At 59.7% G+C, this 22,727-nt stretch carries 24 protein-coding genes and 3 pseudogenes; 14 read left to right on the forward strand and 13 right to left on the reverse strand.

The window, feature by feature from the left end; translation table 11 throughout:
• Positions 1 to 204: 204 nt before the first annotated feature.
• From AC1DVF_RS24240 to AC1DVF_RS24250, 3 genes and pseudogenes are all read left to right on the forward strand, one after another.
• Positions 205 to 888 (forward strand): annotated as a pseudogene (locus AC1DVF_RS24240) (PAS domain-containing protein); the annotation flags it as partial.
• A gap of 108 nt (positions 889 to 996) precedes the next feature.
• Positions 997 to 1,434, forward strand: a pseudogene (locus AC1DVF_RS24245) (methyl-accepting chemotaxis protein); the annotation flags it as partial.
• 177 nt (positions 1,435 to 1,611) lie between these two features.
• Complete coding sequence (locus AC1DVF_RS24250) at positions 1,612 to 2,145, forward strand: DUF1003 domain-containing protein (protein WP_257355952.1); 534 nt, start codon at positions 1,612 to 1,614, stop codon at positions 2,143 to 2,145.
• Here AC1DVF_RS24250 and AC1DVF_RS24255 read toward each other — a convergent pair whose 3' ends face one another.
• Positions 2,146 to 3,087, reverse strand: a complete 942-nt coding sequence (locus AC1DVF_RS24255; RefSeq protein ID WP_477783261.1) for a LysR family transcriptional regulator — start codon at positions 3,085 to 3,087, stop codon at positions 2,146 to 2,148.
• A 15-nt stretch (positions 3,088 to 3,102) separates the two neighbouring features.
• Between AC1DVF_RS24255 and AC1DVF_RS24260 the strand changes: the two genes are divergently transcribed.
• Together AC1DVF_RS24260 and AC1DVF_RS24265 are read left to right on the forward strand one after the other, a co-directional pair.
• Positions 3,103 to 3,810 (forward strand): CTP synthase C-terminal region-related (seleno)protein, encoded by a 708-nt coding sequence (locus AC1DVF_RS24260; protein WP_477783262.1) that lies wholly within the window; start codon positions 3,103 to 3,105, stop codon positions 3,808 to 3,810.
• Entirely contained in the window at positions 3,810 to 4,115 is a 306-nt protein-coding gene (locus AC1DVF_RS24265) for an antibiotic biosynthesis monooxygenase family protein (protein WP_477783263.1), read from the forward strand. The genes AC1DVF_RS24260 and AC1DVF_RS24265 overlap by 1 nt, the downstream gene beginning before the upstream one ends.
• Positions 4,116 to 4,239: 124 nt before the next feature.
• Here the strand turns inward: AC1DVF_RS24265 and AC1DVF_RS24270 are convergent, their stop codons facing one another.
• The gene (locus AC1DVF_RS24270) at positions 4,240 to 4,566 is read right to left on the reverse strand and encodes a DUF2025 family protein (protein ID WP_093430425.1); all 327 of its coding nucleotides are present in this window, start codon (positions 4,564 to 4,566) and stop codon (positions 4,240 to 4,242) included.
• 221 nt (positions 4,567 to 4,787) lie between these two features.
• On the opposite strand from AC1DVF_RS24270, the gene AC1DVF_RS24275 reads away from it, so the two are divergent.
• Entirely contained in the window at positions 4,788 to 5,915 is a 1,128-nt protein-coding gene (locus tag AC1DVF_RS24275) for a glycerophosphodiester phosphodiesterase (RefSeq protein ID WP_099756969.1), read from the forward strand.
• A 161-nt stretch (positions 5,916 to 6,076) separates the two neighbouring features.
• Complete coding sequence (locus tag AC1DVF_RS24280) at positions 6,077 to 6,382, forward strand: PepSY domain-containing protein (protein WP_460129895.1); 306 nt, start codon at positions 6,077 to 6,079, stop codon at positions 6,380 to 6,382.
• 401 nt (positions 6,383 to 6,783) lie between these two features.
• Here AC1DVF_RS24280 and AC1DVF_RS24285 read toward each other — a convergent pair whose 3' ends face one another.
• From AC1DVF_RS24285 to AC1DVF_RS24295, 3 genes and pseudogenes are all read right to left on the reverse strand, one after another.
• Positions 6,784 to 7,230, reverse strand: a complete 447-nt coding sequence (locus AC1DVF_RS24285) for a hypothetical protein (protein WP_460129897.1) — start codon at positions 7,228 to 7,230, stop codon at positions 6,784 to 6,786.
• A 110-nt stretch (positions 7,231 to 7,340) separates the two neighbouring features.
• The gene (locus AC1DVF_RS24290) at positions 7,341 to 8,108 is read right to left on the reverse strand and encodes a methyl-accepting chemotaxis protein (RefSeq protein WP_414927069.1); all 768 of its coding nucleotides are present in this window, start codon (positions 8,106 to 8,108) and stop codon (positions 7,341 to 7,343) included.
• Positions 8,109 to 8,273: 165 nt separating this feature from the next.
• A pseudogene (locus tag AC1DVF_RS24295) lies at positions 8,274 to 8,963 on the reverse strand (methyl-accepting chemotaxis protein); the annotation flags it as partial.
• A 277-nt stretch (positions 8,964 to 9,240) separates the two neighbouring features.
• Between AC1DVF_RS24295 and AC1DVF_RS24300 the strand changes: the two are divergent.
• Together AC1DVF_RS24300 and AC1DVF_RS24305 are read left to right on the forward strand one after the other, a co-directional pair.
• Positions 9,241 to 10,263 carry a transporter gene (locus tag AC1DVF_RS24300; RefSeq protein ID WP_099756971.1) on the forward strand — a complete coding sequence of 341 codons (1,023 nt, stop codon included), beginning with the start codon at positions 9,241 to 9,243 and terminating at the stop codon, positions 10,261 to 10,263.
• 248 nt (positions 10,264 to 10,511) lie between these two features.
• Positions 10,512 to 12,125, forward strand: coding sequence for an inorganic phosphate transporter (locus AC1DVF_RS24305; protein WP_093430431.1), 1,614 nt, complete (start codon positions 10,512 to 10,514; stop codon positions 12,123 to 12,125).
• Positions 12,126 to 12,248: 123 nt separating this feature from the next.
• On the opposite strand, the gene AC1DVF_RS24310 is transcribed toward AC1DVF_RS24305, so the two are convergent.
• Complete coding sequence (locus tag AC1DVF_RS24310) at positions 12,249 to 13,145, reverse strand: LysR family transcriptional regulator (RefSeq protein WP_477783264.1); 897 nt, start codon at positions 13,143 to 13,145, stop codon at positions 12,249 to 12,251.
• Between the two features lie 120 nt (positions 13,146 to 13,265).
• Between AC1DVF_RS24310 and AC1DVF_RS24315 the strand changes: the two genes are divergently transcribed.
• Positions 13,266 to 14,024 carry an SDR family NAD(P)-dependent oxidoreductase gene (locus AC1DVF_RS24315; RefSeq protein ID WP_477783265.1) on the forward strand — a complete coding sequence of 253 codons (759 nt, stop codon included), beginning with the start codon at positions 13,266 to 13,268 and terminating at the stop codon, positions 14,022 to 14,024.
• Positions 14,025 to 14,142: 118 nt separating this feature from the next.
• Here the strand turns inward: AC1DVF_RS24315 and AC1DVF_RS24320 are convergent, their stop codons facing one another.
• On the reverse strand, positions 14,143 to 14,580 hold the full coding sequence (locus AC1DVF_RS24320) for a multidrug/biocide efflux PACE transporter (protein WP_093430434.1): 438 nt from the start codon (positions 14,578 to 14,580) through the stop codon (positions 14,143 to 14,145).
• Positions 14,581 to 14,669: 89 nt separating this feature from the next.
• On the opposite strand from AC1DVF_RS24320, the gene AC1DVF_RS24325 reads away from it, so the two are divergent.
• Complete coding sequence (locus AC1DVF_RS24325) at positions 14,670 to 15,524, forward strand: LysR family transcriptional regulator (RefSeq protein ID WP_477783266.1); 855 nt, start codon at positions 14,670 to 14,672, stop codon at positions 15,522 to 15,524.
• 363 nt (positions 15,525 to 15,887) lie between these two features.
• Here the strand turns inward: AC1DVF_RS24325 and AC1DVF_RS24330 are convergent, their stop codons facing one another.
• From AC1DVF_RS24330 to AC1DVF_RS24340, 3 genes are read right to left on the reverse strand one after another with little or no spacing between them, the layout of a single operon-like run.
• Positions 15,888 to 17,129 carry an RNA polymerase sigma factor gene (locus tag AC1DVF_RS24330; RefSeq protein ID WP_477783267.1) on the reverse strand — a complete coding sequence of 414 codons (1,242 nt, stop codon included), beginning with the start codon at positions 17,127 to 17,129 and terminating at the stop codon, positions 15,888 to 15,890.
• Positions 17,122 to 17,466, reverse strand: coding sequence for a YciI family protein (locus AC1DVF_RS24335; RefSeq protein WP_008081988.1), 345 nt, complete (start codon positions 17,464 to 17,466; stop codon positions 17,122 to 17,124). The genes AC1DVF_RS24330 and AC1DVF_RS24335 overlap by 8 nt, the downstream gene beginning before the upstream one ends.
• Before the next feature lie 40 nt (positions 17,467 to 17,506).
• Positions 17,507 to 17,932, reverse strand: coding sequence for a YybH family protein (locus AC1DVF_RS24340; RefSeq protein WP_460129907.1), 426 nt, complete (start codon positions 17,930 to 17,932; stop codon positions 17,507 to 17,509).
• A 140-nt stretch (positions 17,933 to 18,072) separates the two neighbouring features.
• Between AC1DVF_RS24340 and AC1DVF_RS24345 the strand changes: the two genes are divergently transcribed.
• Together AC1DVF_RS24345 and AC1DVF_RS24350 are read left to right on the forward strand one after the other, a co-directional pair.
• Complete coding sequence (locus tag AC1DVF_RS24345; protein WP_477783268.1) at positions 18,073 to 18,558, forward strand: GNAT family N-acetyltransferase; 486 nt, start codon at positions 18,073 to 18,075, stop codon at positions 18,556 to 18,558.
• Between the two features lie 18 nt (positions 18,559 to 18,576).
• Positions 18,577 to 19,182, forward strand: a complete 606-nt coding sequence (locus AC1DVF_RS24350; RefSeq protein ID WP_477783269.1) for a pyridoxamine 5'-phosphate oxidase family protein — start codon at positions 18,577 to 18,579, stop codon at positions 19,180 to 19,182.
• Positions 19,183 to 19,241: 59 nt separating this feature from the next.
• On the opposite strand, the gene AC1DVF_RS24355 is transcribed toward AC1DVF_RS24350, so the two are convergent.
• From AC1DVF_RS24355 to AC1DVF_RS24365, 3 genes are all read right to left on the reverse strand, one after another.
• A complete protein-coding gene (locus AC1DVF_RS24355; RefSeq protein ID WP_093430440.1) occupies positions 19,242 to 19,730 on the reverse strand; it encodes a GNAT family N-acetyltransferase in 489 nt (162 codons plus the stop codon).
• 324 nt (positions 19,731 to 20,054) lie between these two features.
• Positions 20,055 to 20,549, reverse strand: a complete 495-nt coding sequence (locus AC1DVF_RS24360; RefSeq protein WP_477783270.1) for a GyrI-like domain-containing protein — start codon at positions 20,547 to 20,549, stop codon at positions 20,055 to 20,057.
• A gap of 68 nt (positions 20,550 to 20,617) precedes the next feature.
• Entirely contained in the window at positions 20,618 to 21,280 is a 663-nt protein-coding gene (locus tag AC1DVF_RS24365; protein WP_007917797.1) for a LysE family translocator, read from the reverse strand.
• Positions 21,281 to 21,419: 139 nt separating this feature from the next.
• Between AC1DVF_RS24365 and alaC the strand changes: the two genes are divergently transcribed.
• Positions 21,420 to 22,628, forward strand: a complete 1,209-nt coding sequence (alaC, locus tag AC1DVF_RS24370) for an alanine transaminase (protein WP_430947631.1) — start codon at positions 21,420 to 21,422, stop codon at positions 22,626 to 22,628.
• Positions 22,629 to 22,727 lie beyond the last annotated feature (99 nt).

The raw sequence follows: 22,727 nt of genomic DNA on the forward strand, positions 1-22,727 counted from the left end.
TAAGGAATACTGGTATTGAGCAGTCATTGCCGAATGCCGTCCGCGCATTCGGTCTGCCGGCGCGGAAATAGGGACTGAATCCTCGATCTTCCCCACTTCCTGAGTACTGCGAACATGTTCTTTAATCGCCACAAAGCCGTCGTCGACGATCTTCAGCGCACCCTCACCGAACAAACGGGCCTGCTCGATGCGATCAATCGCTCGATGGCGGTCATCGAGTTCGACCTCGATGGTGTGGTGCTGCGCGCCAACGACAACTTTCTCAAGACCATGGGTTACACCGCCGAACAAGCGATCGGCCAGCCCCATCGGCGTTTTTGCACGCCAGAATTCGGGCGCAGTGCTCAATACACTGATCTGTGGTCACGTCTGAAAAACGGCCAGTTTCAGTCCGGTACGTTTGAACGGGTCGACGGCAAGGGCCAGCCGATCTGGCTGGAAGCCAGCTACAACCCGATCAAGGATGCTTCGGGACGGGTGGTGAAAGTGGTCAAGTACGCCATGGACGTGACCGCCAAGGTGCAGCAGGAAAGCGAAGCCAACGCCAAGTTGCAGGCGATCGACCGGGCCATGGCGGTCATCGAGTTCAACCTCGACGGCAGTATTCTCACGGCCAATCAGAATTTTCTGACGCGCATGGGTTACACCCTCGCCGAGCTGAAAGGTAAACATCACCGTTTGTTCTGCACGCCGGCGCTGGTCAACAGCAGCGCTTATGAGGATTTCTGGCGGCGCTTGAATCAGGGCGAACTTTTCCAGGGGCAGTTCGAACGCGTGGATAAACGCGGGCAAACGGTGTGGCTGGAAGCCAACTACAACCCGGTCTACGACGCTGCCGGGCGCTTGTGCAAAGTGGTGAAGTTCGCCTCCGATGTGACCGCGCGCGTCGAACAACACGAACAGGACGCACGCAGTGCCAGCGCGGCGTATCACATCTCGGTAGCGACGCGAAAAGTCGCCGAGCAAGGTACGCAGGTGATCCAGCAAGCCGCCAGCGAAATGCGCGAAATCGCCGAAGACATCGCCCAGTCTTCAACGCTGATTGCGCAACTGGGGGAACGCTCCGAGCAGATCACCGCCATCGTCAACACCATCCGCTCGATTGCCGACCAGACCAATCTGCTGGCGCTCAACGCTGCAATTGAAGCCGCCCGCGCCGGTGAACAGGGCCGCGGGTTTGCCGTGGTTGCCGACGAGGTGCGCCTGCTGGCGGGGCGTACCAGCGGCTCGACGGCGGAGATATCCACCATGATCGGTTTGATCCAGAGCGAAACCCGTCAGGCCATCAAGAGCATGGAAGGCACCCGGGGCCGTGCGGCTGAAGGCGTCGAATTGGCGAATCAGGCGGGGACGGTGATTCTGCAGATTCGTGATGGTGCCAGTGAGGCGGTGGATGCGGTGAGCATGTTTGCCAATGAGCGGGTGCCGGGTTAAAGGCAGGTAGACCGCGTCGTTGCCTTCGCGAGCAAGCTCGCTCCCACAGGGGTTAGGTTGATCACAATATGTGTGAACACACCGGCTACCTGTGGGAGCGAGCTTGCTCGCGAAGGGGCCGGCCGCCACAACGCAGGGCTATAGTGACTACACGTCCCATGCCCTGCCGAGTGCACCATGACCACTGAAAAACCCGCAGTGCCTGAAACAGCTCCAGTCGACCACCTGCGCTTCCACCGCCCCCACGCCCACCTCAACACCACCTTCGGCAACGACAGGTTTGCGCTGCGCGCCGAGGCGTTCGCGCGGTTCTTCGGCACGCCGCTGTTTCTCGGTGCGCAAACCGTGATCGTCGCGGTGTGGATCGGCCTCAACGTGTCGGGCGTGACGCAATTCGACGTTTACCCGTTCATCCTGCTCAACCTCGCGTTCAGCCTCCAGGCCGCCTATGCCGCACCGCTGATTCTGCTGGCACAAACCCGTCAGGCCGCCCGCGACAAGGCACAAGCCGATGCCGATGCGCTACACCGTGAAGCGCTGGCACAGGCCAATACCGAGCGTCAGGCCCAAGCGGCGAAGAACACCGCGCAACTGCTTGAGCTGCTGGAGCAGAACACCCGCCTCACCGAGATGACCAAAAACCTCACCGAACGCATCGCCAGTCTGACCAGCGAACTGCACGATCATATGCGCCAGAACCCGCAGCGCTGATCACGGCAAACGCAGTACCCGCCCGAGTTCATCGAACAACGTCACCACCGAGCGCAAGGCTCGGCAATCCGGGCGTGTCAGCAACCACAGCGCGGTGTCGTAACCGTGCAGCGGCTCGCTCAACGCCTGCACACCCTCGGTGATGAGGAAGTCCGGTAATGCCGCCACACCGAGGCCTGCGCGAACCAACTCCGTGACTGACAACATACTGTTGCAGCGATAGCCCGGGGTGACACCGGGTAGATGCTGACGACGCCAGGCGACAGTCGGATGATCGGGCAAAAAGTCATCCGGGGCGATCCAGGTCAACGCCGTCAGATCCGAAGCATCGACATTTTGCAGATAACGCAAACTGGCGCAGACGCGGTAGGAAATCGTCGCCAGTTGCCGTCCGACCAGATGCTCGGGCGGTGTCCGCGTCAGGCGCAGAGCAATGTCGGCATCACGGCGACTGAGGTTGGCGAAGTCGTTGGAGGTGCTCAGTTCGATGGTCAACGCCGGATAATTGGGCATGAACTGCGCCAGCGCCGGCAGCAGCAAACCCTGCAACACCGAATCGGTGCAGGTCAGACGCACCGTGCCGCTGACCACTTCGCCGCCCTGCTCCACGCCGATACGTGCGGCTTCCAATGCCTGTTCGGCGCGTTCAGCTTGCTCGGCCAGCGTCTGCGCGAGGTTCGTCGGCAGGTAACCGGCACGGCTTTTTTCGAACAATTGCTGGCCGAGTGCGGCTTCGAGACGGCGCACGGCGCGGAATACCGTCGACACATCGACCTTCAACAGCTGCGAAGCCCGGGCCAGAGAGCCGCCACGCACCAAGGCGAGAATCAGGGCGAGGTCGGGGTAGTCGAGCTGATAGTGCGTGGCTGCATTGATCACTTGGGCAAACGCCAATGTTGAGTGCGTGAACGCCAATCTATAGTGAGTGCCATCAATCAACAAGCGCAGGGAACTCCCATGGAAAACAGCGCCATCCGTATCGCCCTGATTGGCGATTACGACCCGCAAGTCACCGCCCACCAAGCCATTCCCGTCGCCCTCGGCCTGGTCGCCGAACACCTCAATCGCAACGTGCATTTCGAATGGTTGCCCACCGAGCAGATCCACGCCGATACGCCGCTCGAGCGGTTCGACGGTTTCTGGTGCGTACCCGCCAGCCCTTACAAAAGTGAAGCCGGCGCACTTCGGGCGATCCGTTTTGCCCGCGAACAGCAGCGCCCTTTCCTCGGCACCTGCGGCGGTTTTCAGCATGCGGTGCTGGAATTTTCCCGCAATGTGTTGGGCTGGATGGATGCGGAACATGGTGAAACATCACCCGACTCAGAACGCGCGGTACTCACGCCGTTGACCTGTTCGCTGGTCGAAGCGGTGGACAGCATTCACTTGGTGCCCGGCTCGTTGATCGCCAAGGCGTACGAAACGTCTGAGATTCGTGAAGGTTATCGCTGCCGCTTCGGTGTTAATCCGCTGTTCGAACAGCAACTGTTGGGCGATCGGCTACAGGCGGTGGGGCATGATTCGTCAGGGGATTTACGCGCGATTGAACTCAAGGATCAGCGGTTCTTTGTCGCGACGTTGTTTCAACCGGAGCGTACCGCGCTACTAAAAGGGCAGATGCCGCCGCTGGTGCGCGCGTTTGTCGAAGCTTGTGCGGAGGCACGTTGATGGCGTCCTGCTTTGCGGTGATTTTTACCTCGACCCGCACCGAGGGTGACAACGGCTATGCCGAGGCGGCTGAACGCATGGAATTGTTAGTGCGTGAACAGCCGGGATTTCTCGGGGTGGAGTCGGTTCGCGGCGTGGATGGCGTCGGGATTACGGTGTCGTATTGGCAGAGCGAAGCGGCGATTCTGGCGTGGCGACAGAACCCTGAGCATCGGCTGGTTCAGGAGCGCGGACGCTTGCAGTGGTATTCGGCGTTTCATACGCGGGTGTGTCGGGTTGAGCGTGAATATCGGTTCGGGCAATAAAATGGCGGCGCATTGTCGGCCGCCTTCGCGAGCAAGCTCGCTCCCACAATGGATTTGTGATCGACGCAGATCCAATGTGGGAGCGAGCTTGCTCGCGAAGAGGCCCGCACTGTCACAGATAATCTCAGCCCCGAACCAGACTCCGTACCGCGACAATCTCCGGCACTTCAACCCTGCTCATATAAACGCGCAACGGCTCGGTAATGTTGATCCGCTCATCGATGTTCTGATCCAGCAACAACTGAATCAACTCGCGTTTAAGGGTCATGGTCTGCGCCGTCGCCGGCGCCCAGACGAATTCATTCACAGGAATAATGCCGTCATCCGCCACGTCCATGCCGAACGAATCTTCGCTGAAACGCACGATGTATTGACCGGTCTTGCGGTTGAGGCCGACAAAACCCTTGAGATCGTCGGCAGCCTGGCAGATGAGTTGGGAGGTGATGCGCATGGTAAACCTCACGAAAAATGATCGATGGTTTACACGCAGGGCAACGGAGCGGCCCGCCCTCTGCCGGGACGTCTGCCGAGGGCAAGCGTACTGCAAACCGCGCCACAAAAGTGCAGGAAAAATCGCTTTTAATACGTTTATGTCGGTCCTGCGATAGCACGCAATCGATTCAGTTGTTAAAAGGTACGTCTTTGAAAATGCCCTGCGAAAGGAACTCGAACATGCCCGCCACTTTCACCAAAAGCGCTCTGGTCCTGAGCCTGCTGCTCGGTCTTGGTCAGGCACACGCAGCCAGCCAAACCGACCCGAAAGCGATCGCTGCCGCCAACGGCATCCCGCACCCGGCCGTGATTGCTCACCGTGGCGCGTCCTTCGATGCACCGGAATCCACCGCAGCGTCCTACAAACTGGCCCGCGACCTCGGCGCCGATTACCTGGAAATGGACCTGCAGCGCAGCAAGGACGGCGTGTTGTTCGCCCTGCACGACGACAACCTGCAACGCACCACCGACGTCGCCAGCAAGTTTCCGGAGCGCAAGGACGCCTCGGCCACCGCGTTTACCATGGCCGAACTGAAAACCCTCGACGCCGGCAGTTGGTTCAACGCCAAGTACCCAGATCGCGCCCGCCCGTCCTACGCCGGACTGAAAATTCTGACCCTCGATGAAATCATCGACATCGCCCAGGCCAATCCGCAACACAAGCCGGGCCTGTACATCGAGACCAAAGAGCCGCAGCTGTTTCCCGGGATCGAGAAAGACCTCAAGGAAAAACTCCAGGATCGCGGCTGGCTGAGCCCGGCCGGTTCGAAGCTGGCGAAAAGTGCGCTGGGCGTGGGTCAGGGCAAAGGCAAGGTGATCCTGCAGACGTTCGAGAAAAACAGCCTCGCCCTGCTGGAAAAAGAAATGCCGCAAGTGCCGAAGATCCTCCTGCTGTGGGTCGGCGAAGGCAGCATCGAGCCGAAATCGAAAGTGACCTTTGCCGAGTCCGGCGAGAAAGACAAAAACGTTTTCTACGGCAAACAAGAGCCGAAGTCCGAAGCCGAATTCAAGCAATGGGTGGACTACGCCAAGTCGCAAGGTGCCATCGGTACCGGCCCGTCGGCGAAGTTGACCAAGGGCGGCGATCAGAGCTATTCGGATCTGGTGCAACCGTGGATGAACCAGTACACCCACGATCAGGGCATGCTGGTGCACGTCTACACCGTTGATGAGCCGGTGGACTTCGAGAAAGTCATGGCGGCCGGTGTCGACGGCATCTTCACCAACCGCGCCAGCGAATTGTTGAAGTTCTACAAACGCCCGGCGGCTGGCACGGTTGATCAGGTGTTGAAGAACAACGGTTTCTGATCTGAAATCCAGGCGCCTTCATCACGGGCAAGCCACGCTCTCACAGGTTCTGTGCAGGTGCATGGCTTGCCCGTTTTGTTTGGGTGCAGGGTTTTAAGGGTGAGTTAAGTTGCGCTGGTTAACCTGAGGCCACTTAAACGAGTCACCCAAGGAATGAACCGATGAAAACTTTGACTGCCCTGTTTACCGCCACTGCCCTGACCCTCACTGCTGGCGTGGCCCTGGCTGATGTCCGCGTCGACCAGATCCCGCAACTGGTCAAGGAAGGCAAGATCAAGTCGCTGGAATCGATGAATGCCGAAGCGCTGAAACTGCATCCGGGTGCGACTATTACTGACACGGACCTGGATAACCACTTCAACGGTTATGAGTATGAAGTTGAATTGAAAACTGCTGATGGCAAAGAGTTCGATGTGGACTTTGATGCGACCACTGGCAAGGTGTTGAGCAACAAGCAAGACACTTGATACCGCGTATAAAGCAAGCCGCACGATTGAGAGATCGTGCGGCTTTTTTGTGTCTGGTGTTTGGCCCGGTTGATGTGTTGTCAGTGAGATTTTCTCCCCCTCACCCCAGCCCTCCCGAAACGTCGGACCGCCCCCAAGGGGGCGAGGGGGAAAGGGAGCCGATCGGGGGGTTATTCAAGACCTGAGTTCGACTCGATGTTTCAGGTCGGCGTAACGCAAATAATCACCCCGGTCAGTCCCCTCTCCCTCTGGGAGAGGGCTAGGGTGAGGGGAAAGGGAGCCGATCGGGGGCTATTCAAGGCCTGAGTGCGCCTCGAAATCTCAGGTCGGCGTAGCTCGCATAATCACCACGGTCAGTCCCCTCTCCCTCCGGGAGAGGGCTAGGGTAAGGGGAAAAGGCATCACACCGAGGTGCTGACCAACGACCCCGAAGTGCTCGAGTCGGAGTCCTGCAACGCCTGCAACAATGAAGCTGTGGCGGTCGACAGGGAGGCCGAGGTGGCGGTGATCTGCGCTTGTGCGGCAGCTACTTCGGCGGTTTTGGCATCCGAACTTTCCTGCTTCGCCTGGGCCGCTTGCAGCGCTTGCTGCTCCTCCTGCAATTGCTTCTGCAACTCGGCAATCTGCTTGCGCAGTTCTTTCACCGAATCCGATTCTTCACTGCTGCTGGAGCTGCTGTCACCCGCCGGAGCGGCCCCCCCACCGGCGGCGACTTTACCGCTATCGGCAGTCGCGCCCGTGCTGGCGGTTGCTGAGGTAGACGTGTCGTCAGCAACGTCGCTAATCGACGTTTTGCTGGTGGGTGAGCTGAGAGTCTGATTGATCGAAACAGAAGTGATGCTGACCATGGAAATACTCCAATGCCGGTTATAGATAACCGGTCATCGACCACGGCCGCCTCAATTTGAGATCGACTGTGTACCGACTCGGTATCCGAACCGGTACACGGTCGTTTGCGTCAGGCACTCAGACGCGCGGTGACTTCGTTCAGCTCCCCCGACAGACTGTGCAGGTTCTGACTCGCGCTTTCGGTGCGCTGCACGTTGTCGAGGTTGGTGCTGGCGATCGAGGTGATCTCGGTGAGGTTGCGCGAGATGTCCTCGGCCACCGAGGTCTGCTCTTCGGCGGCGGTAGCAATCTGACGGTTCATGTCGCGGATCGCCTCCACCGCGTGGGTGATGCGCTCCAGCATCGCGCCGGCCTGGGTCACCTGCTCGACGCTTTCATCACTGCGCGTCTGGCCGCTGTCGATGGCTTGCGCCGCGTCCACCGCGCCGGTCTGCACGCTCTGGATGATCTGGTTGATCTCGATGATCGACTCGGCGGTGCGTTGTGCGAGGTTGCGCACTTCATCGGCGACCACGGCAAAACCACGCCCGGCCTCACCGGCGCGCGCCGCTTCGATGGCCGCGTTCAATGCCAATAGGTTGGTCTGTTCGGCGATGCCGCGAATCACTTCCAGCACTTTGCCGATGCGGCCGCTGTCGGCTTCCAGACGACGGATCACCGTGGCGGTATTGGCGATTTCGCCGCGCATCTGGGTGATCGAGTGGATGGTGCTCTGCATGACCTTTTCACCCTGCTGGGCGGACTGGTCGGCATCGTCGGCCGCACGCGCAGCATCAGCGGCGTGACGCGCCACTTCCTGGGCGGTGGCGGACATTTCGTTCATCGCCGTGGCCACTTGATCGGTGCGATTGAATTGTTCGTTGGTGCCGCCGGCCATGGTCGTGGCGATCGCATTCAACTCGCCACTGGCGCTATCCAGATCGCTGGCGCTGCGTTGCAAACGGGTGAAGGTTTCGGCGAGGAAATCGCGCAAGGTGTTGGCGGCGGCGGCGAGGTTGCCCAGCTCATCCTGGCGGTCGCTGACCACGCGCTCGGCGAGTTTGCCGCGACTCAACTGGGTCACGTAATCGATCAGTTTGCGAATCGGTTCGACCAGGTTACGGTTGACCAGCCACAGGCTCAACAAGCCGATCAGCAGACCCGACGCGAGCATCACCAGCAGCCCCAGCCACACGGTGCGATCAGCCTCGGCACTGATCAGCGCCGACTGCGCGGTGCCATGCTTGCGCAACTCGGCGACCAGCTCGCTCATCTGATCGCTGGCGGCGCGGTCGACGCCTTTGACCGCCGCATCACCAGCCGTCGGATCACCACCGGYAGCCACGTAGGCATCGCGGCCCTTCTGGTAGGCAGCGCCGAGCAGACGATGTTCTTCACGCAGACGTTCGATGCGGTTTTTCAGGCTCGGCTCGATGCCTTTCTGGCTGGCCAGTTCACCGAGAATGTTCTGCACATCGCGCTGACGGTCCTCGAACTGCCCCCAATATTTAGCCAGATCCGCCGGTTGCTTACCGCGCAGCAGAACGTTTTTCCATTCCTGCACCTGCACCTTGAATTGCAGGTTGGCCTCGTCGATCAATTGCGAAGTGTGCAAGGGACCGGCGATCAACTGGCTGTAACTCTGCACGCCGTTGGACAGAAAGTGAAAACAGGCCAGGGCGATCAACAGCATCGCCAGCAGGCTGCCGCTCAGCAGGGCGAGAATTTGCGCTCTCAGGGATTTTTGCAGCATCGAAAGACACTCAGGACAAGGATGAGGCACGCCCGGTAAGGCGTGAAATTTTGCCGGACATCCCTGTCGGCACGCCTTGGCTCATGGCCAAGCGCGCGCAACGTAACCCAAGCGTGATCGGCGCACCAGAGCGTTTCTTGAAGAAATCCCGACCACCGGTAAGCTGCTGATTTGACGTCATTTTGCTGTCACACAAACGTCATCTGACATTGCGATGATGCGGCTCAGTGAACCTGCCATTTGCGCGACCGACGCACCCTCCTCGCAGCGAGCCTTCATGAACCACAGCCTCGATATCAGCCATCGCGATCCCGATCTGTTTGGCCTGCTCTACGGCTTTCGTTTCCTGCCCGGCGAACGTGGCCGCGAAGTCGACTCGGCGACAGCGTTGCGCTGTTTGCAGGACGATAACGACACGGGCGAATTCCTTTGGCTGCACCTCAATCTGGCGCACGCGGCGTGCGAGCGCTGGATGAAAAGTCATCTGCAATTGCCCGAGGAGTTTTTCGAAGCGTTGCACGAAGGTTCGCGGTCGACGCGCATCGAGCATGTCGACTCGGCGTTGCTGGCGGTGGTCAACGATGTGGTGTTCAACCTCAGCAGCATGGTCTCCTCGGACGTGTCGACGCTGTGGGTCTGTGTGCGCAGCAAACTGATCGTCAGTGCGCGTCTGCAACCGCTGCACTCGGTGGATAAATTGCGCTCGTCGGTGAAGGCCGGCGAGCGTTTTCGTTCGCCCTCGGAATTGCTCGTGCATCTGCTGCGCGATCAGGGCGAAGTACTCACGCAGATCGTGCGCAAGACCAGCATGAGCGTCGATCAGGTCGAGGACGAATTGCTCTCCTCGCGGCTGTCGACCAACCGTGCCGAACTCGGTGCCAATCGCCGCGTGCTGGTGCGGCTGCAACGGCTGCTGGCGCTGGAGCCGGGTTCGCTGCTGCGTTTGCTCAACCGGCCGCCGCCCTGGTTGCAAAAGGAGGACGTCAAGGAGCTGCGCAAATCCACCGAGGAGTTTGCGCTGATCATCAACGACCTCACTGCGCTGGGTGAGCGGATCAAACTGTTGCAGGAAGAGATCGCCGCCAACCTCAACGAACAGAGCAACCGCACGCTTTTCACCCTGACCGTGGTGACGGTACTGGCGCTGCCGATCAACATAATTGCCGGTTTTTTCGGAATGAATGTGGGCGGGGTGCCGTTGTCGCAAGATCCGGAAGGGTTCTGGATTCTGGTTGCACTGGTGGCGACGTTTACCGTGATTGCCGGGCGTTGGGCGTTTCGTAAAAGAGGCGATTACTGACCACAAAACGCATTGCCACCGCAGGCCCAATGTGGGAGCGAGCTTGCTCGCGAAGACGGAGTGTCAGGCTCCATCATTGTCGGATGACACACCGCTTTCGCGAGCAAGCTCGCTCCCACAGGGATCTTCTTCAGTCTTCGGATCAGCGGTGGAGCTAAAACCCCAAACACTGACATGGCGCWGTTTCTCTGTAACATTCTGCAACGATCATGGGCGACATTCCTTCCCTCGCTCAGGATTGTCCGCTCATGGCTACTCCCTCCCTGACCGCCAGCCCTGCGTCCGCCGCCAGCGGCAGGCCAGCCCTCGACAAGAAAACCGGCCCGTTCACCTACGTGATCTTTTTCGCGGTACTGGCGATGGGGATGCTGTTCACCGCCTACAGCCTGATGCACGACATGCACGAACTCGGCACGGTAGTCACCACGTGGACGCCGTTCCTGCTGCTCGGTGTGGCGCTGCTGATTGCCTTGGGTTTCGAGTTCGTCAACGGTTTCCACGACACCGCCAACGCCGTCGCGACGGTGATTTACACCCACTCGCTGCCGCCGAATGTGGCAGTGGTCTGGTCGGGGTTCTTCAACTTTCTCGGCGTGTTGCTTTCGAGCGGCGCGGTGGCGTTCGGCATCATCGCGTTGCTGCCGGTGGAGTTGATTCTGCAGGTCGGTTCGTCTGCCGGTTTCTCGATGATTTTCGCCCTGCTGATCGCGGCGATCCTGTGGAACCTCGGCACCTGGTGGCTCGGTTTGCCGGCATCGTCTTCGCACACGCTGATCGGTTCGATCATCGGCGTCGGCGTGGCCAATGCCTTGATGCACGGCCGCGACGGCACAAGCGGTGTCGATTGGGCGCAGGCGACCAAGATCGGTTACGCCTTGCTCCTGTCGCCACTGGTGGGGTTCGGCTGCGCGGCGCTGTTGCTGCTGGCGCTGCGTGCATTCGTGAAGAATCGCGCGCTGTACAAGGCCCCTAAAGGCAACACCCCGCCGCCGTGGTGGATTCGCGGTTTGCTGATTCTGACCTGCACCGGCGTGTCCTTCGCCCACGGCTCCAATGACGGCCAGAAAGGCATGGGCCTGATCATGCTGATTCTGGTCGGCACATTGCCGATGGCCTACGCCTTGAACCGCACCATGCCCGAAGAACAATCGCTGCAGTTTGCCGCCGTGGCGCAAGTCACCCAGCAAGCGCTGGTGAAAAGTGCCCCGCTGCCGACGCCGGCCGATCCGCGTGCGGTGCTCTCCGATTACGTGCGCAGCAAGGACGCCACGCCGCAACTGATCCCCGCCCTCGCCGCCCTCACTGGGCACATCGGTGAAGAAGTCAAAGGCTACGGCTCGCTGGCGAAAGTCCCGGCCGAAGCCATGGGCAACGTGCGTAACGACATGTACCTGGCCAGCGAAAGTATTCGCCTGATGGACAAGAACAAGGTCGGCAATTTCGACGCCGACACCAGCAGCAAACTGCAACTGTTCAAGCAACAGATCGACAACGCCACACGGTTTATTCCGCTGTGGGTGAAGATCGCCGTGGCCATCGCGCTCGGGTTGGGCACCATGGTTGGCTGGAAACGGATTGTGGTGACGGTCGGCGAGAAGATCGGCAAGACCCACCTGACCTATGCCCAGGGTGCGTCGGCGGAAACCGTGGCCATGCTCACCATCGGTGCGGCGGACATGTTTGGTTTGCCGGTGTCGACCACGCATGTGTTGTCTTCGGGGGTGGCCGGGACCATGGTCGCCAACGGTGGCGGGTTGCAGATGAAGACCATCCGCAATCTGTTGATGGCGTGGGTGCTGACACTCCCCGCCGCCATTCTGCTGTCAGGCAGCCTCTACTGGCTGTTCACCCAGATCTTCTAATTCGCACAATTCTCCTTGTGGGAGCGAGCTTGCTCGCGAAAGCGGTGGATCAGTCAACTCTGAATTGACTGACACGCCGTCTTCGCGAGCAGGCTCGCTCCCACATTGGTTTAGTGTTCAGGTTTAGAGCGCAGAGCGGATCAGATCGCCCAGCCAATCCATAAACACCCGCACCCGCAACGGCAAATGCCGCTGCCGCGCGTACAACAACGAAATCCCCATCGCCGGCGCGGTGAATTGCGGCAATACGGTCACCAGTTCGCCGTTATCCAGATGCGGTTGCATGCCGGTGCGCGGTACCTGCGTCAGACCAAAACCGCCCAGGCACGCCGACTCGTAAGCGTCAGTGCTGTTGACCGTAATGCTGCCAGCCATCGGCAAGCGTTTAACCTGACCGCCCTCCTCGTACACAAAACCTTCCGAACGCGAACCGAGCACGCCGACGTAATGCACCAGTCGATGCTGCGCCAGATCCTCAAGGGTTTGCGGCACGCCGTAACGCTCGAGGTACGCGGGGCTGGCGCAGTTGGCCATGGGGAAGTCACCGAGGTGCCGCGCGACCACCGACTGATCCGGTTGCGCGCCGATGCGCACCACGCAATCGAAGCCTTCGCTGAGCAGATCAACCCGGCGATCGGTGCTGCTGATTTCCAGCTCCAGGTTCGGATGACGCTCCATGAATTGCGGCAGGCGCGGCATGATCAGACGCCGCGCGAGAATGTTCGGCATGTCGACCCGAATGCGCCCGGTCAGCGACGCCTCGTCCTGGCGGAACAAGCCCTCGATCTCGTCCATGTGCGAGAGCAGGTCCTTGCTGCGCTCGTACAACACCAAGCCGTCCTGCGTCGCCTGCACCTTGCGTGTGGTGCGTTGCAGCAGACGCGTGCCGAGCAGGGTTTCCAGCGCTTGCACATGTTCGGACACGGTCGAGCGCGGCAAGCCAAGGCTCTCGCCCGCGAGGGTAAAACTCGACAGTTCGCTGACCCGGACGAAGGTGCGCAGCAGTTCCAGTTTGTTCATAAGGCACCTATGGATTGTTCGGCTGAGCCGATCAGTGATTCCGTTTTCAACCTGTTTATCACCCCTTGGCGGACAAATAAACTGAGCCCATCACCACTCACCGCAATCGAGGAAGCCTCCATGAATCGCAAAATCGCATTGATCACCGGCGCCAGTCGCGGCTTGGGCAAAAACGCCGCCCTGCACCTCGCCGCTCAGGGCATCGACATCGTCGGCACCTACAACAGCCGCGCCGATGAAGCCCAGGCGCTGGTAACCGAACTGCAGGCACTCGGCGCGAAAGCCGTGATGCTGCAACTGGACGTCGGCCGCAGCGAAAGCTTTGCCGATTTCGGTACACGTGTTGAGCAGGCGTTGCAGCAGACGTTTGACCGTCAGCGTTTTGATTTCCTGATCAACAATGCCGGGATCGGCGTGCATGCGTTGTTTGCCGAGACCACCCCGGAGCAGTTTGATTTGCTGATGAACATTCAGTTGAAAGGGCCATTCTTCCTGACCCAGCAGTTGCTGCCGCTGATCAACGATGGCGGGCGGATCATCAATATTTCCAGCGGCCTGACCCGTTTCAGTCTGCCGGGTTACGGCGCCTATGCGGCAATGAAAGGCGCGATGGAAGTGCTGACCCGTTATCAGGCCAAAGAGCTGGGGGCCCGGCAGATCGGCGTGAACATTCTCGCCCCGGGCGCCATCGAAACTGACTTCGGCGGTGGCGCCGTAAGAGACAACTCGGCGGTGAATGCAATGGTCGCCAGCAACACCGCATTGGGCCGTGCCGGGCAGCCGGATGACATTGGCGGGGCATTGGCGTTGTTGCTGTCGCCGGGTGCGCAGTGGATCAATGGTCAGCGGGTCGAGGCATCTGGCGGCATGTTCCTCTAACCAACGCTGAAATACTTTCCCTGGTAGGAGCTGCCGAAGGCTGCGATCTTTTGATGTTGCCCTTGAAGATCAACAGTAAAAGATCGCAGCCTTCGGCAGCTCCTACACGGGGGTGGTGTTAGCCTTGGCAAGCGTTACGGGTCATGAAGCGCTCACGTACCACGTCATAACCCCAGTGATAAACATAGGTGTACGGCAGGAAAAACAGCAACACGCCGATGTCGAGCAAAAACGCCTGCCACAGGCTGACCGACAGCCACCAGGCAATCAGCGGCACGCCCATCACGATCAAGCCGCCTTCGAACAGCAGCGCGTGCACCACACGTATCCAAGCGTTGTGCGCGACGTTCATGCGTTCCAGCATCCGGTCGAAGAAACGGTTGAACACCACGTTCCAGCCCAGCGCCAGCAACGCGATCAACACGGTCACCGCGCCCATTTCAAGCATCGGTTTTTGCATGATCCACGCCAGCAACGGGGTGCAGATCAGGATGGCCAGCAGTTCGAAACCAACGGCCTGGAAAATACGTTCAGTGATCGATTTGTGGGCAGTCATGGCCTGACTCCTTGAGTGAAGAAGGTTGCCATGATCTATGCTCGCATCGATACTTCATAACCAATAACCATCGATCAAGGCGATAGTTGATGATCTCGCAGGAAGTGCTGCTGGCGTTTGTCCAGGCGGCGACCCAAGGCTCGTTTTCGGCAGCGGCGCGCAAACTGGGGCGCAGTCAGTCGACCATCAGCGCGGCGGTGGCCAGCCTTGAGATCGATCTGGATCTGGTGCTGTTCGATCGCAGCAGCCGCAAACCAACCCTGACGCCGGCCGGGCATGTGATGCTGCAACGCGCCGAGGCGATTCTGGCGGCCAGCAGTCGGCTGGAAATGACTGCGCGGCAATTGTCCCAAGGCGTCGAGCCGAAGCTGACCGTGGCGATTTCCGACACCTATCAGTCGGACCGTTTTGAGGCAGCGCTGGTCGGGTTTGAGCAGCGTTATCCGGATCTGGAGCTGGAATGCCTGATCGCCGAATGCGATGACCTGATCGAGCTGGTGCAGCGCGGTCGTGCGCATCTGGCCTTCGCCGAGATGCAAGAGAACTACCCACCGGACCTGGCGACCTCGACGGTGGCCGAGCGCACGGAAATCGCCCTGTTCGTCAATCGCGATCACGCGCTGGCCAAGCTTGATCACGTTGATCAACACGTCCTGGAACAGCACCGTGAATTGCGCCTGGCGACCATCGTCAATCCTTACGACAGTCGCGGCAAAGGTCGGGTGTGGTCGGCGCCGAGTTATCTGATGTTGCTGGAAATGGCCGAGAAAGGTTTTGGCTGGGCGCCGTTGCCGCGTTGGCTGGCGCAGCGTTTTGGCAATGATTTGCTGGTGGAACTGAAAGTGCGCGGCTGGCCTAAGCCGGTGTTTGTTGATGCGTTGTGGTCGCGGCTGTATCCGCCGGGGCCGGCGGGGAGCTGGTTGTTGAGCAAGATGCTGGAATAGCGGCGCGCCTAATCGCTAGCCGGCATGAAGCCAAAAGCCCCTCACCCCAGCCCTCTCCCGGAGGGAGAGGGGGCCGACCGAGGTGTCTTGCGTCATACATCGACCTGAGAGATCGAGTCGATTATGGATTCATTGGATATGAGCTCAAAAGCCCCTCACCCCAGCCCTCTCCCGGGGGGAGAGGGGGCCGACCGCATTGTGTTGCGTCATACATCGACCTGAGAGATCGAGTCGATTATGGATTGATTGCTGCGTTATATATGGTCGTGAAATTTGGGTCGATTATGGATTCACCCCTGAGCGTTCAGGTCGGCGTACTTCTACAGCATCCCCCAATCAGTCCCCTCTCCCCCTGGGAGAGGGCTAGGGTGAGGGCAATTCCAGCGCCGAAAGCTGCCCTTCGATAAAACGCCGCTCCGGCTCTTGCCGGGTCAGCTCCAAGGCCCGCAAATACGCAGCCCGCGCTTCTTCCACCCTACCCAACTGCCGACAAAACTCCGCCCGCGCCGAATGCGCCAAGTGGTAATCCTGCAACTCGCCGCGTCCCAAAATCCCTTCAATCAGATTCAAACCGTTCAGCGCCCCATCCCGCTTGGCCACCGCCACCGCCCGGTTCAACTCGATCACCGGCGAAGGCACCGCACGCAACAGCACGTCATACAAACCAACGATCTGCTCCCAATCCGTCTCCCCCGCCGACGGCGCCTCAGCATGAACCGCCGCAATCGCCGCCTGCAAACAATATGGCCCAAAGCGCCGCGTGGTCAGCGCATGCTCGACCAGCGCACATCCCTCAGCAATCAACCCGGCATCCCACAGTGAACGGTCCTGATCATCCAATAGCACCAGTTCACCACTCGGCGAAGTGCGCGCCGACCGTCGCGACTCGTGCAACAGCATCATCGCCAGCAGACCCATCACCTCCGGCTCCGGCAGCAATTCCATCAACAGTCGCCCAAGCCGTATCGCCTCGCGGGTCAGATCCTCACGGATCAACTCGGCCCCGCACGATGCCGAATACCCTTCGTTGAACACCAGATAAATCACCCGCAACACGCTATCGAGGCGCTCGGGCAGTTCGCTCAGGCTCGGTACTTGATAAGGGATTTTTGCATCACGGATCTTCGCTTTGGCGCGCACGATGCGCTGGGCAATCGCTGCCGGCGCGGAGAGAAAGGCGCGGGCGATTTCCTCGGTGGTCAGGTCGCAGACTTCGCGCAAGGTCAGCGGCACTTGCGCATCCGCTGCCAGCGCCGGGTGGCAGCAGGTGAAGATCAGCCGCAGGCGATCGTCTTCCACGTCTTCACCGCTCCAGTCGGCCTGTTCCAGTTCTTCCAGTTGCGCCAGCAACAGCGGCTGCGAAGCCTTGAACCGCGCACGCCTGCGCAACACATCGATGGCCTTGAAGCGCCCGGTGGACACCAGCCAGGTGCGCGGGTTGTCCGGCACGCCGTCGCGCTGCCAGCGTTCGACCGCGACGAAGAACGCCTCGTGCAAGGCTTCTTCGGCGAGGTCGAAATCACCCAGCAAGCGAATCAGCGTCGCCAGGATCCGCCGCGACTCTTCGCGGTAGACCTGCTCGACCCGCGCCTTGACCTCAGACATTCAATTGCCGCACCGGTCGTACTTCAACGCTGCCCACCCGCGCGGCCGGAATATTGCCGGCAACCTGAATCGCTTCGTTGAGGTCCTTGGCGTCGATCAGGTAGAAACCGGCCAATTGCTCCTTGGTTTCGGCGAACGGGCCGTCGGTGATCGACAGTTTGCCGTTGCGCATCCGCACCGTGGTGGCGGTCTGCACCGACTCCAGCGCCTCGGCGGCAACCATCCGCCCGCTGCCCTGAATCGACTCGGCGTAGGCCCAGCACTCGGCGTCTTCCGGGCTGTCGGGCGACGAATGCAGCAGGCGCTCATCGCTATAGACCAGGCATAAATACTTCATGGCGTTCTCCTGAATCGGACGGTTCAACTATGGCTGAAGATCAGGGAGTCACATCGAACAGGGTCGCGCCGCTCATCGGATCGAACGGCGCCGACCAGTGTTCGTGGACGATTTTCCATGTCCCGCCAACCTGCCGATAGCAAGCGGTGACGCGCATCCAGCAGCTCTGGGTTTCGCCCTTGTCGTTGGTGCCGCCGCAATTGGCCACCCAGTGCGCGAAGGCGATGCTGTCCGCGCTTTCGATGGCGATTTCGTGGAACTCGAAAACGTGCGGGCCGGGGCACATTTCCATGCACTCGACCCAGTGCGCGCGGTAGGCGGCTTTACCCTTGAATTGCAGGGCCTTGATCGCGTCGAAAGAGACGATGTCGTCGGCGTACAACGCCATGACTTTCTCCACGTCCTTTTTCATGACGGCTTCGCGGTAGGTGTTGATCAGGGTCTGGATCTCGGTTTGTGCGCTCATGGTGTTCTCCGTGTTTTTGTTGTGAAGACACCCTTAGTCGTTCGGCACTTGAGCTGATCGACAGGCGAAACAAAAAATTTCCGCAGAAGACAAAATCGCTAGAATCCGAGGCTCATCTTTGTAGGAAAAAGGAAATTCCCGTGTCAGCCCAACTCGTGCCGTACGACAGCCTTAACACCTTGCAGCGTGAGCAAGTCGAGGCGATTGAAATCCATGCCGAGCAGATCAAGTTCTCCGGCGATATCCATGGGGCTTTGCACACCCTGCTGTCGAAACCCGGACCGGGTGTGAAGGGTTTTGCGCTGCTGGCGGATGAAGTACCCGTGGCGTTTCTGTTGCTCAAGCGCCCGCCAGTGTTGCCGGCCTGGGCCGATGAACACAGCGCCACCCTGCATGCGTTGCAGGTCGATCGCCGCGCTCAGGGCAAGGGTTACGGCCAGGCCTGTCTGCAAGCGTTGCCCGAAGTTGCGCGTCAGGCGTGGCCGGAGATCAAGGGACTGGAATTGTCGGTGGACGCGGATAACGACGCAGCCATCGCGCTGTATGCCAAACACGGCTATGTCGACAGCGGCGAAGCGTACAAGGGCCGGATCGGTTACGAACGGCGCATGGGCCTGGTTTTCTAAGTCATCAAGGGATGCACGATGATCGACTCAATCGAAGCACTGGAAGCGATTTACGGACTGCCGCATGAACGAGCGGTACGCAAGCAGATCGGTTTTCTCAACGAGGATTACCAGGCAATGGTGCGCCTGTCGCCGCTGGTGATTGTCAGCTCGGTGGGCACCGATGGCCTGGATAATTCGCCGCGCGGTGACAAAGCCGGGTTTGTGCGGATCATTGACGAACGCACGCTGGCGTTGCCCGATCGCCCAGGTAACAACCGCATCGATACCCTACGCAATGTGCTGCACGATTCGCGGGTGTCGTTGTTGTTCATTATTCCGGGGATTGGCGAGACGTTGCGGGTCAATGGCACGGCGGTGATTAGTGCTGAGCCGCAGTTGCTGGAAAGCTTTGCGGTGAACGGCAAACCGGCGAAAACGGTGTTGCTGGTGACGGTGGAAGCGGCGTTCTTTCATTGCTCGAAAGCGTTCGTCCGCTCGGATGCGTGGAACCCGGAAACCCATCTGCCGCGCTCCGCCCTGCCCTCTGCTGGCGCCTTCCACAAACGTCTGAATGACGGCCAGTTCGACGCCGAAACCTACGACCGCGAAGCACCGAAACGCGTAACCGACACCCTCTACTGACACTCCCGTAAATGATCGTTCCCACGCTCTGCGTGGGAACGATCAGTATCGGGCTGGTTTTAGAGGGTAAGGATCATCTCGTGCCACGCCATGCCGCCGTGGTCGGACTCAGACGGTTTGATGTAGGCAAAACCAAACCCGGCATACAACGGGATATGCTTTTCCTTGCACATCAGATGAATCGTCGCCTTGTCCATCCCGCGCATGCGCTCGATGAACTCGCCCATCAAGCGCTTGGCCAGGCCCTGCCCCTGATAATCCGGGTGCACCACCACCGACATGATCACCACGTTTGGCCCTTTCGGGTCGTGGCCGATCAGCTCCTTAAACGCCTCGTCCGACATCTGCACATCAAACGCCGCGCCGGAGTTGACGAAGCCTGCGACCTCACCGTCCACCTCGGCAACGACAAAACCTTCCGGCCAGGTGGCAATGCGCGTGGCGATCTTCTCGCGGGTGGCCGCTTCGTCACCTTCGTAGGCAACGGTTTCGATGGCGTAGCAGCGGTCCAGGTCGGCGGCGGTGACGTTGCGGATAACGGTGTTCATGGCGGCTCGGAAATCGGCAGAAGAAAGTGCCGAAAGCATAAAGGAATAAGGCCTGCATATCGATGCGCAAGGGCGGCGTAAAGCCTGCGTATAAGTGCTTTTCTTCGGGTTCGCGGCGGGCTATTTCTCAGGTGTGTCTGTGATCACCCGTGGGGGAAACCGTTTATGAACAGCGTTGAAATCGGCCTGTTGATGGTGTTGGGCATCAGTACGTTCGGCTTTATCACTTTGGGCATCGACCTATTGCGGGCGCGACGGTTGGGCAAAGGCAAGCGGGGTTGAAAACCATGAGGCGGATCATTGATCCGCCTCATGCTTGTCGGCTCAGGCCTTGGTATCGACCGGCACGCAGATTTCCAGTTTGCCGGTGTGCAGCCGCGGATTGAAATCGGCGCTATAGCGCTCCAGTTCCGGGGCATTGAGCTCTACGTAGTGCGAGGTCGGCAGCCAGGTCTTGTAGATGTATTGCAGGGTTTGCGGCAGCTGTTCGAGCGATCCCTTGTGCTCGAACACTGCGTACTGGCGAGGCAGCACTTCGACCCACTGGTAGACTTTCTGGTCGAGGTCATCGAGCTTGCTGATTTCCACCCCGGCGATGTAATCGAAGCCGCCCTTGCCGTCGAAATTGCTGCAGACACCGTAGGTCACTTCGTTCTTTTGCCCCTGGATCTTTCCCAGGTGCGGCAAGAATTTTTCCCACAGCGCCGGAATGTCCTTGGCTGTGTCTTGGGTAAATCGACCGCGAAAACCTGCAATCAGCAAGAAGTGTCCATGTTCGAAGCGAGGTTCAGCCACTTCGACGCGTTTTTGCTCATCCATGACTCGACTCCTGGAACAAAAAAGGGGGTTCGGCTGGGAGTATAGAAAGCCAAAGCCGATTCGCACGTTTACAGCGCGTGCAACTGCTCGACGGCGCCCGAACCGACAAATTCGTTGTAGCCAGATACGATCACGTACACCGCGAAATAGCAGAAGATCGCTGCAGATGCCAGGTACGAATAACGCAACAGCTTATCGCCCAACAGCTTACCACCATGGCTCGCGGCAAAGCATAAACCCGCCGACCACAGCAGCCCAGCGCAAAGGAATCCGCCAAGGAACAGCGCCGAACTCACCGGCCCACCGCCACCGGAACGGGCGATCAACGTACCGCCAACAGCAGCGAACCAGAGAATCGCGCTCGGCGACGACATCGCGAGAAATATCCCCCGGAAGAACTCCTTGCGATGGGAGTTCTGCCCCACTTCCGCCGTGGCCGCCAACTGCGCCTCGTGGTGAATCGCCGAGTAAATCATCTTCGCTGCAAAGTAGATCAGCAGCGCCGAACCACCAATCCACAGCACCCAGCGCACGGTTTCGTATTGCAGCAAAACCGTCATTCCAGCCAACGCCAGCACCGCATAAATCAGGTCGCCAACACAGGTGCCGAGGCCCAACGCAAAGCCCTGAAAGTAACCACGCTGCATCGCCAGGGTGATCATGGCGATGTTGGCTACGCCGATATCCAGGCACAGCGAAAGGCTCAGCAAGAAGCCGCTGGTGAATTCCATCTACCGATTTCCTTGGGACAAAATTGTTTACAAACGGGCTGGACAGTATGCCATCACTGACCTTATCTTCCGCCACAGGTCACCGCAGTGACCAGCGTCGCTCGGACGGTTCCGGGCGCTTACGTTATCCGAGGCAACAATGGCTGAACAAGGTTCGCCGCGCCGCTTTGCGCGCATAGATCGACTCCCCCCTTACGTTTTCAACATCACCGCCGAGCTGAAGATGGCCGCGCGTCGTCGTGGTGAAGACATCATCGACTTGAGCATGGGCAACCCCGACGGCGCCACGCCGCCGCATATAGTCGAAAAACTCGTCCAGGTTGCCCAACGCGAAGACACCCACGGTTACTCCACATCCAAGGGCATTCCGCGCCTGCGCCGGGCGATTTCCAACTGGTACAAGCAACGCTACGAGGTCGACATCGACCCGGAAAGCGAAGCGATTGTCACCATCGGTTCCAAGGAAGGCCTGGCGCATTTGATGCTGGCAACCCTGGATCAGGGCGACACCGTATTGGTGCCAAACCCGAGCTACCCGATTCACATCTACGGTGCGGTGATTGCCGGTGCCCAGGTGCGTTCGGTGCCGCTGGTGCCTGGCGTGGACTTCTTCGACGAACTGGAACGGGCCATTCGCGGCTCGATTCCGAAACCGAAAATGATGATCCTCGGCTTCCCATCGAATCCGACCGCACAGTGCGTGGAACTGGACTTCTTCGAACGGGTGATCGCCCTCGCCAAGCAGTACGACGTGCTGGTAATTCACGATCTGGCGTACGCCGACATCGTCTACGACGGCTGGAAAGCCCCGTCGATCATGCAAGTGCCGGGCGCCAAGGACATTGCTGTGGAGTTTTTCACCCTGTCCAAGAGCTACAACATGGCCGGCTGGCGCATCGGTTTCATGGTCGGTAATCCGGAACTGGTCAACGCTCTGGCGCGGATCAAGAGCTACCACGACTACGGCACCTTCACCCCGCTGCAAGTCGCGGCGATTGCCGCGCTGGAAGGCGATCAGCAGTGTGTGCGCGACATCGCCGAGCAGTATCGCCAGCGCCGCAACGTGCTGGTCAAAGGCCTGCATGAACTGGGCTGGATGGTTGAGAATCCGAAGGCGTCGATGTACGTCTGGGCGAAGATTCCTGAGCAGTACGCGCATCTGGGTTCGCTGGAGTTTGCCAAGAAACTGCTGGCCGAGGCCAAGGTCTGCGTCTCGCCGGGGGTGGGTTTTGGTGAGTATGGCGACGATCACGTGCGCTTTGCGCTGATCGAAAACCAGGACCGCATTCGTCAGGCGGTGCGCGGGATTCGCGGGATGTTCCGGGCGGATGGGTTAGTTACCAAATAACTGACCCGCCTCTGATCGTTCCCACGCTCCGCGTGGGAATGCCTCAATGGACGCTCTGCGTCCGCTTTGGGACGCAGAGCGTCCCGGGCTGCATTCCCA

The organism is Pseudomonas sp. P4_D7 (genome assembly GCF_056401755.1).

What these genes read in the sequence shown, in the direction of transcription:
- AC1DVF_RS24315 (WP_477783265.1), top strand. Translation starts at nt 13,266, where the DNA reads ATGAATCGCAAAATCGCATTGATCACCGGCGCCAGTCGCGGCTTGGGC.
- AC1DVF_RS24355 (WP_093430440.1), bottom strand. Translation starts at nt 19,730, where the DNA reads ATGAACACCGTTATCCGCAACGTCACCGCCGCCGACCTGGACCGCTGC.
- AC1DVF_RS24270 (WP_093430425.1), bottom strand. Translation starts at nt 4,566, where the DNA reads ATGCGCATCACCTCCCAACTCATCTGCCAGGCTGCCGACGATCTCAAG.
- AC1DVF_RS24260 (WP_477783262.1), top strand. Translation starts at nt 3,103, where the DNA reads ATGGAAAACAGCGCCATCCGTATCGCCCTGATTGGCGATTACGACCCG.
- AC1DVF_RS24325 (WP_477783266.1), top strand. Translation starts at nt 14,670, where the DNA reads ATGATCTCGCAGGAAGTGCTGCTGGCGTTTGTCCAGGCGGCGACCCAA.
- AC1DVF_RS24365 (WP_007917797.1), bottom strand. Translation starts at nt 21,280, where the DNA reads ATGGAATTCACCAGCGGCTTCTTGCTGAGCCTTTCGCTGTGCCTGGAT.
- AC1DVF_RS24330 (WP_477783267.1), bottom strand. Translation starts at nt 17,129, where the DNA reads ATGTCTGAGGTCAAGGCGCGGGTCGAGCAGGTCTACCGCGAAGAGTCG.
- AC1DVF_RS24305 (WP_093430431.1), top strand. Translation starts at nt 10,512, where the DNA reads ATGGCTACTCCCTCCCTGACCGCCAGCCCTGCGTCCGCCGCCAGCGGC.
- AC1DVF_RS24280 (WP_460129895.1), top strand. Translation starts at nt 6,077, where the DNA reads ATGAAAACTTTGACTGCCCTGTTTACCGCCACTGCCCTGACCCTCACT.
- AC1DVF_RS24265 (WP_477783263.1), top strand. Translation starts at nt 3,810, where the DNA reads ATGGCGTCCTGCTTTGCGGTGATTTTTACCTCGACCCGCACCGAGGGT.
- AC1DVF_RS24300 (WP_099756971.1), top strand. Translation starts at nt 9,241, where the DNA reads ATGAACCACAGCCTCGATATCAGCCATCGCGATCCCGATCTGTTTGGC.
- AC1DVF_RS24250 (WP_257355952.1), top strand. Translation starts at nt 1,612, where the DNA reads ATGACCACTGAAAAACCCGCAGTGCCTGAAACAGCTCCAGTCGACCAC.
- AC1DVF_RS24290 (WP_414927069.1), bottom strand. Translation starts at nt 8,108, where the DNA reads ATGGCCGGCGGCACCAACGAACAATTCAATCGCACCGATCAAGTGGCC.
- alaC (WP_430947631.1), top strand. Translation starts at nt 21,420, where the DNA reads ATGGCTGAACAAGGTTCGCCGCGCCGCTTTGCGCGCATAGATCGACTC.
- AC1DVF_RS24320 (WP_093430434.1), bottom strand. Translation starts at nt 14,580, where the DNA reads ATGACTGCCCACAAATCGATCACTGAACGTATTTTCCAGGCCGTTGGT.
- AC1DVF_RS24310 (WP_477783264.1), bottom strand. Translation starts at nt 13,145, where the DNA reads ATGAACAAACTGGAACTGCTGCGCACCTTCGTCCGGGTCAGCGAACTG.
- AC1DVF_RS24340 (WP_460129907.1), bottom strand. Translation starts at nt 17,932, where the DNA reads ATGAGCGCACAAACCGAGATCCAGACCCTGATCAACACCTACCGCGAA.
- AC1DVF_RS24275 (WP_099756969.1), top strand. Translation starts at nt 4,788, where the DNA reads ATGCCCGCCACTTTCACCAAAAGCGCTCTGGTCCTGAGCCTGCTGCTC.
- AC1DVF_RS24285 (WP_460129897.1), bottom strand. Translation starts at nt 7,230, where the DNA reads ATGGTCAGCATCACTTCTGTTTCGATCAATCAGACTCTCAGCTCACCC.
- AC1DVF_RS24360 (WP_477783270.1), bottom strand. Translation starts at nt 20,549, where the DNA reads ATGGATGAGCAAAAACGCGTCGAAGTGGCTGAACCTCGCTTCGAACAT.
- AC1DVF_RS24335 (WP_008081988.1), bottom strand. Translation starts at nt 17,466, where the DNA reads ATGAAGTATTTATGCCTGGTCTATAGCGATGAGCGCCTGCTGCATTCG.
- AC1DVF_RS24350 (WP_477783269.1), top strand. Translation starts at nt 18,577, where the DNA reads ATGATCGACTCAATCGAAGCACTGGAAGCGATTTACGGACTGCCGCAT.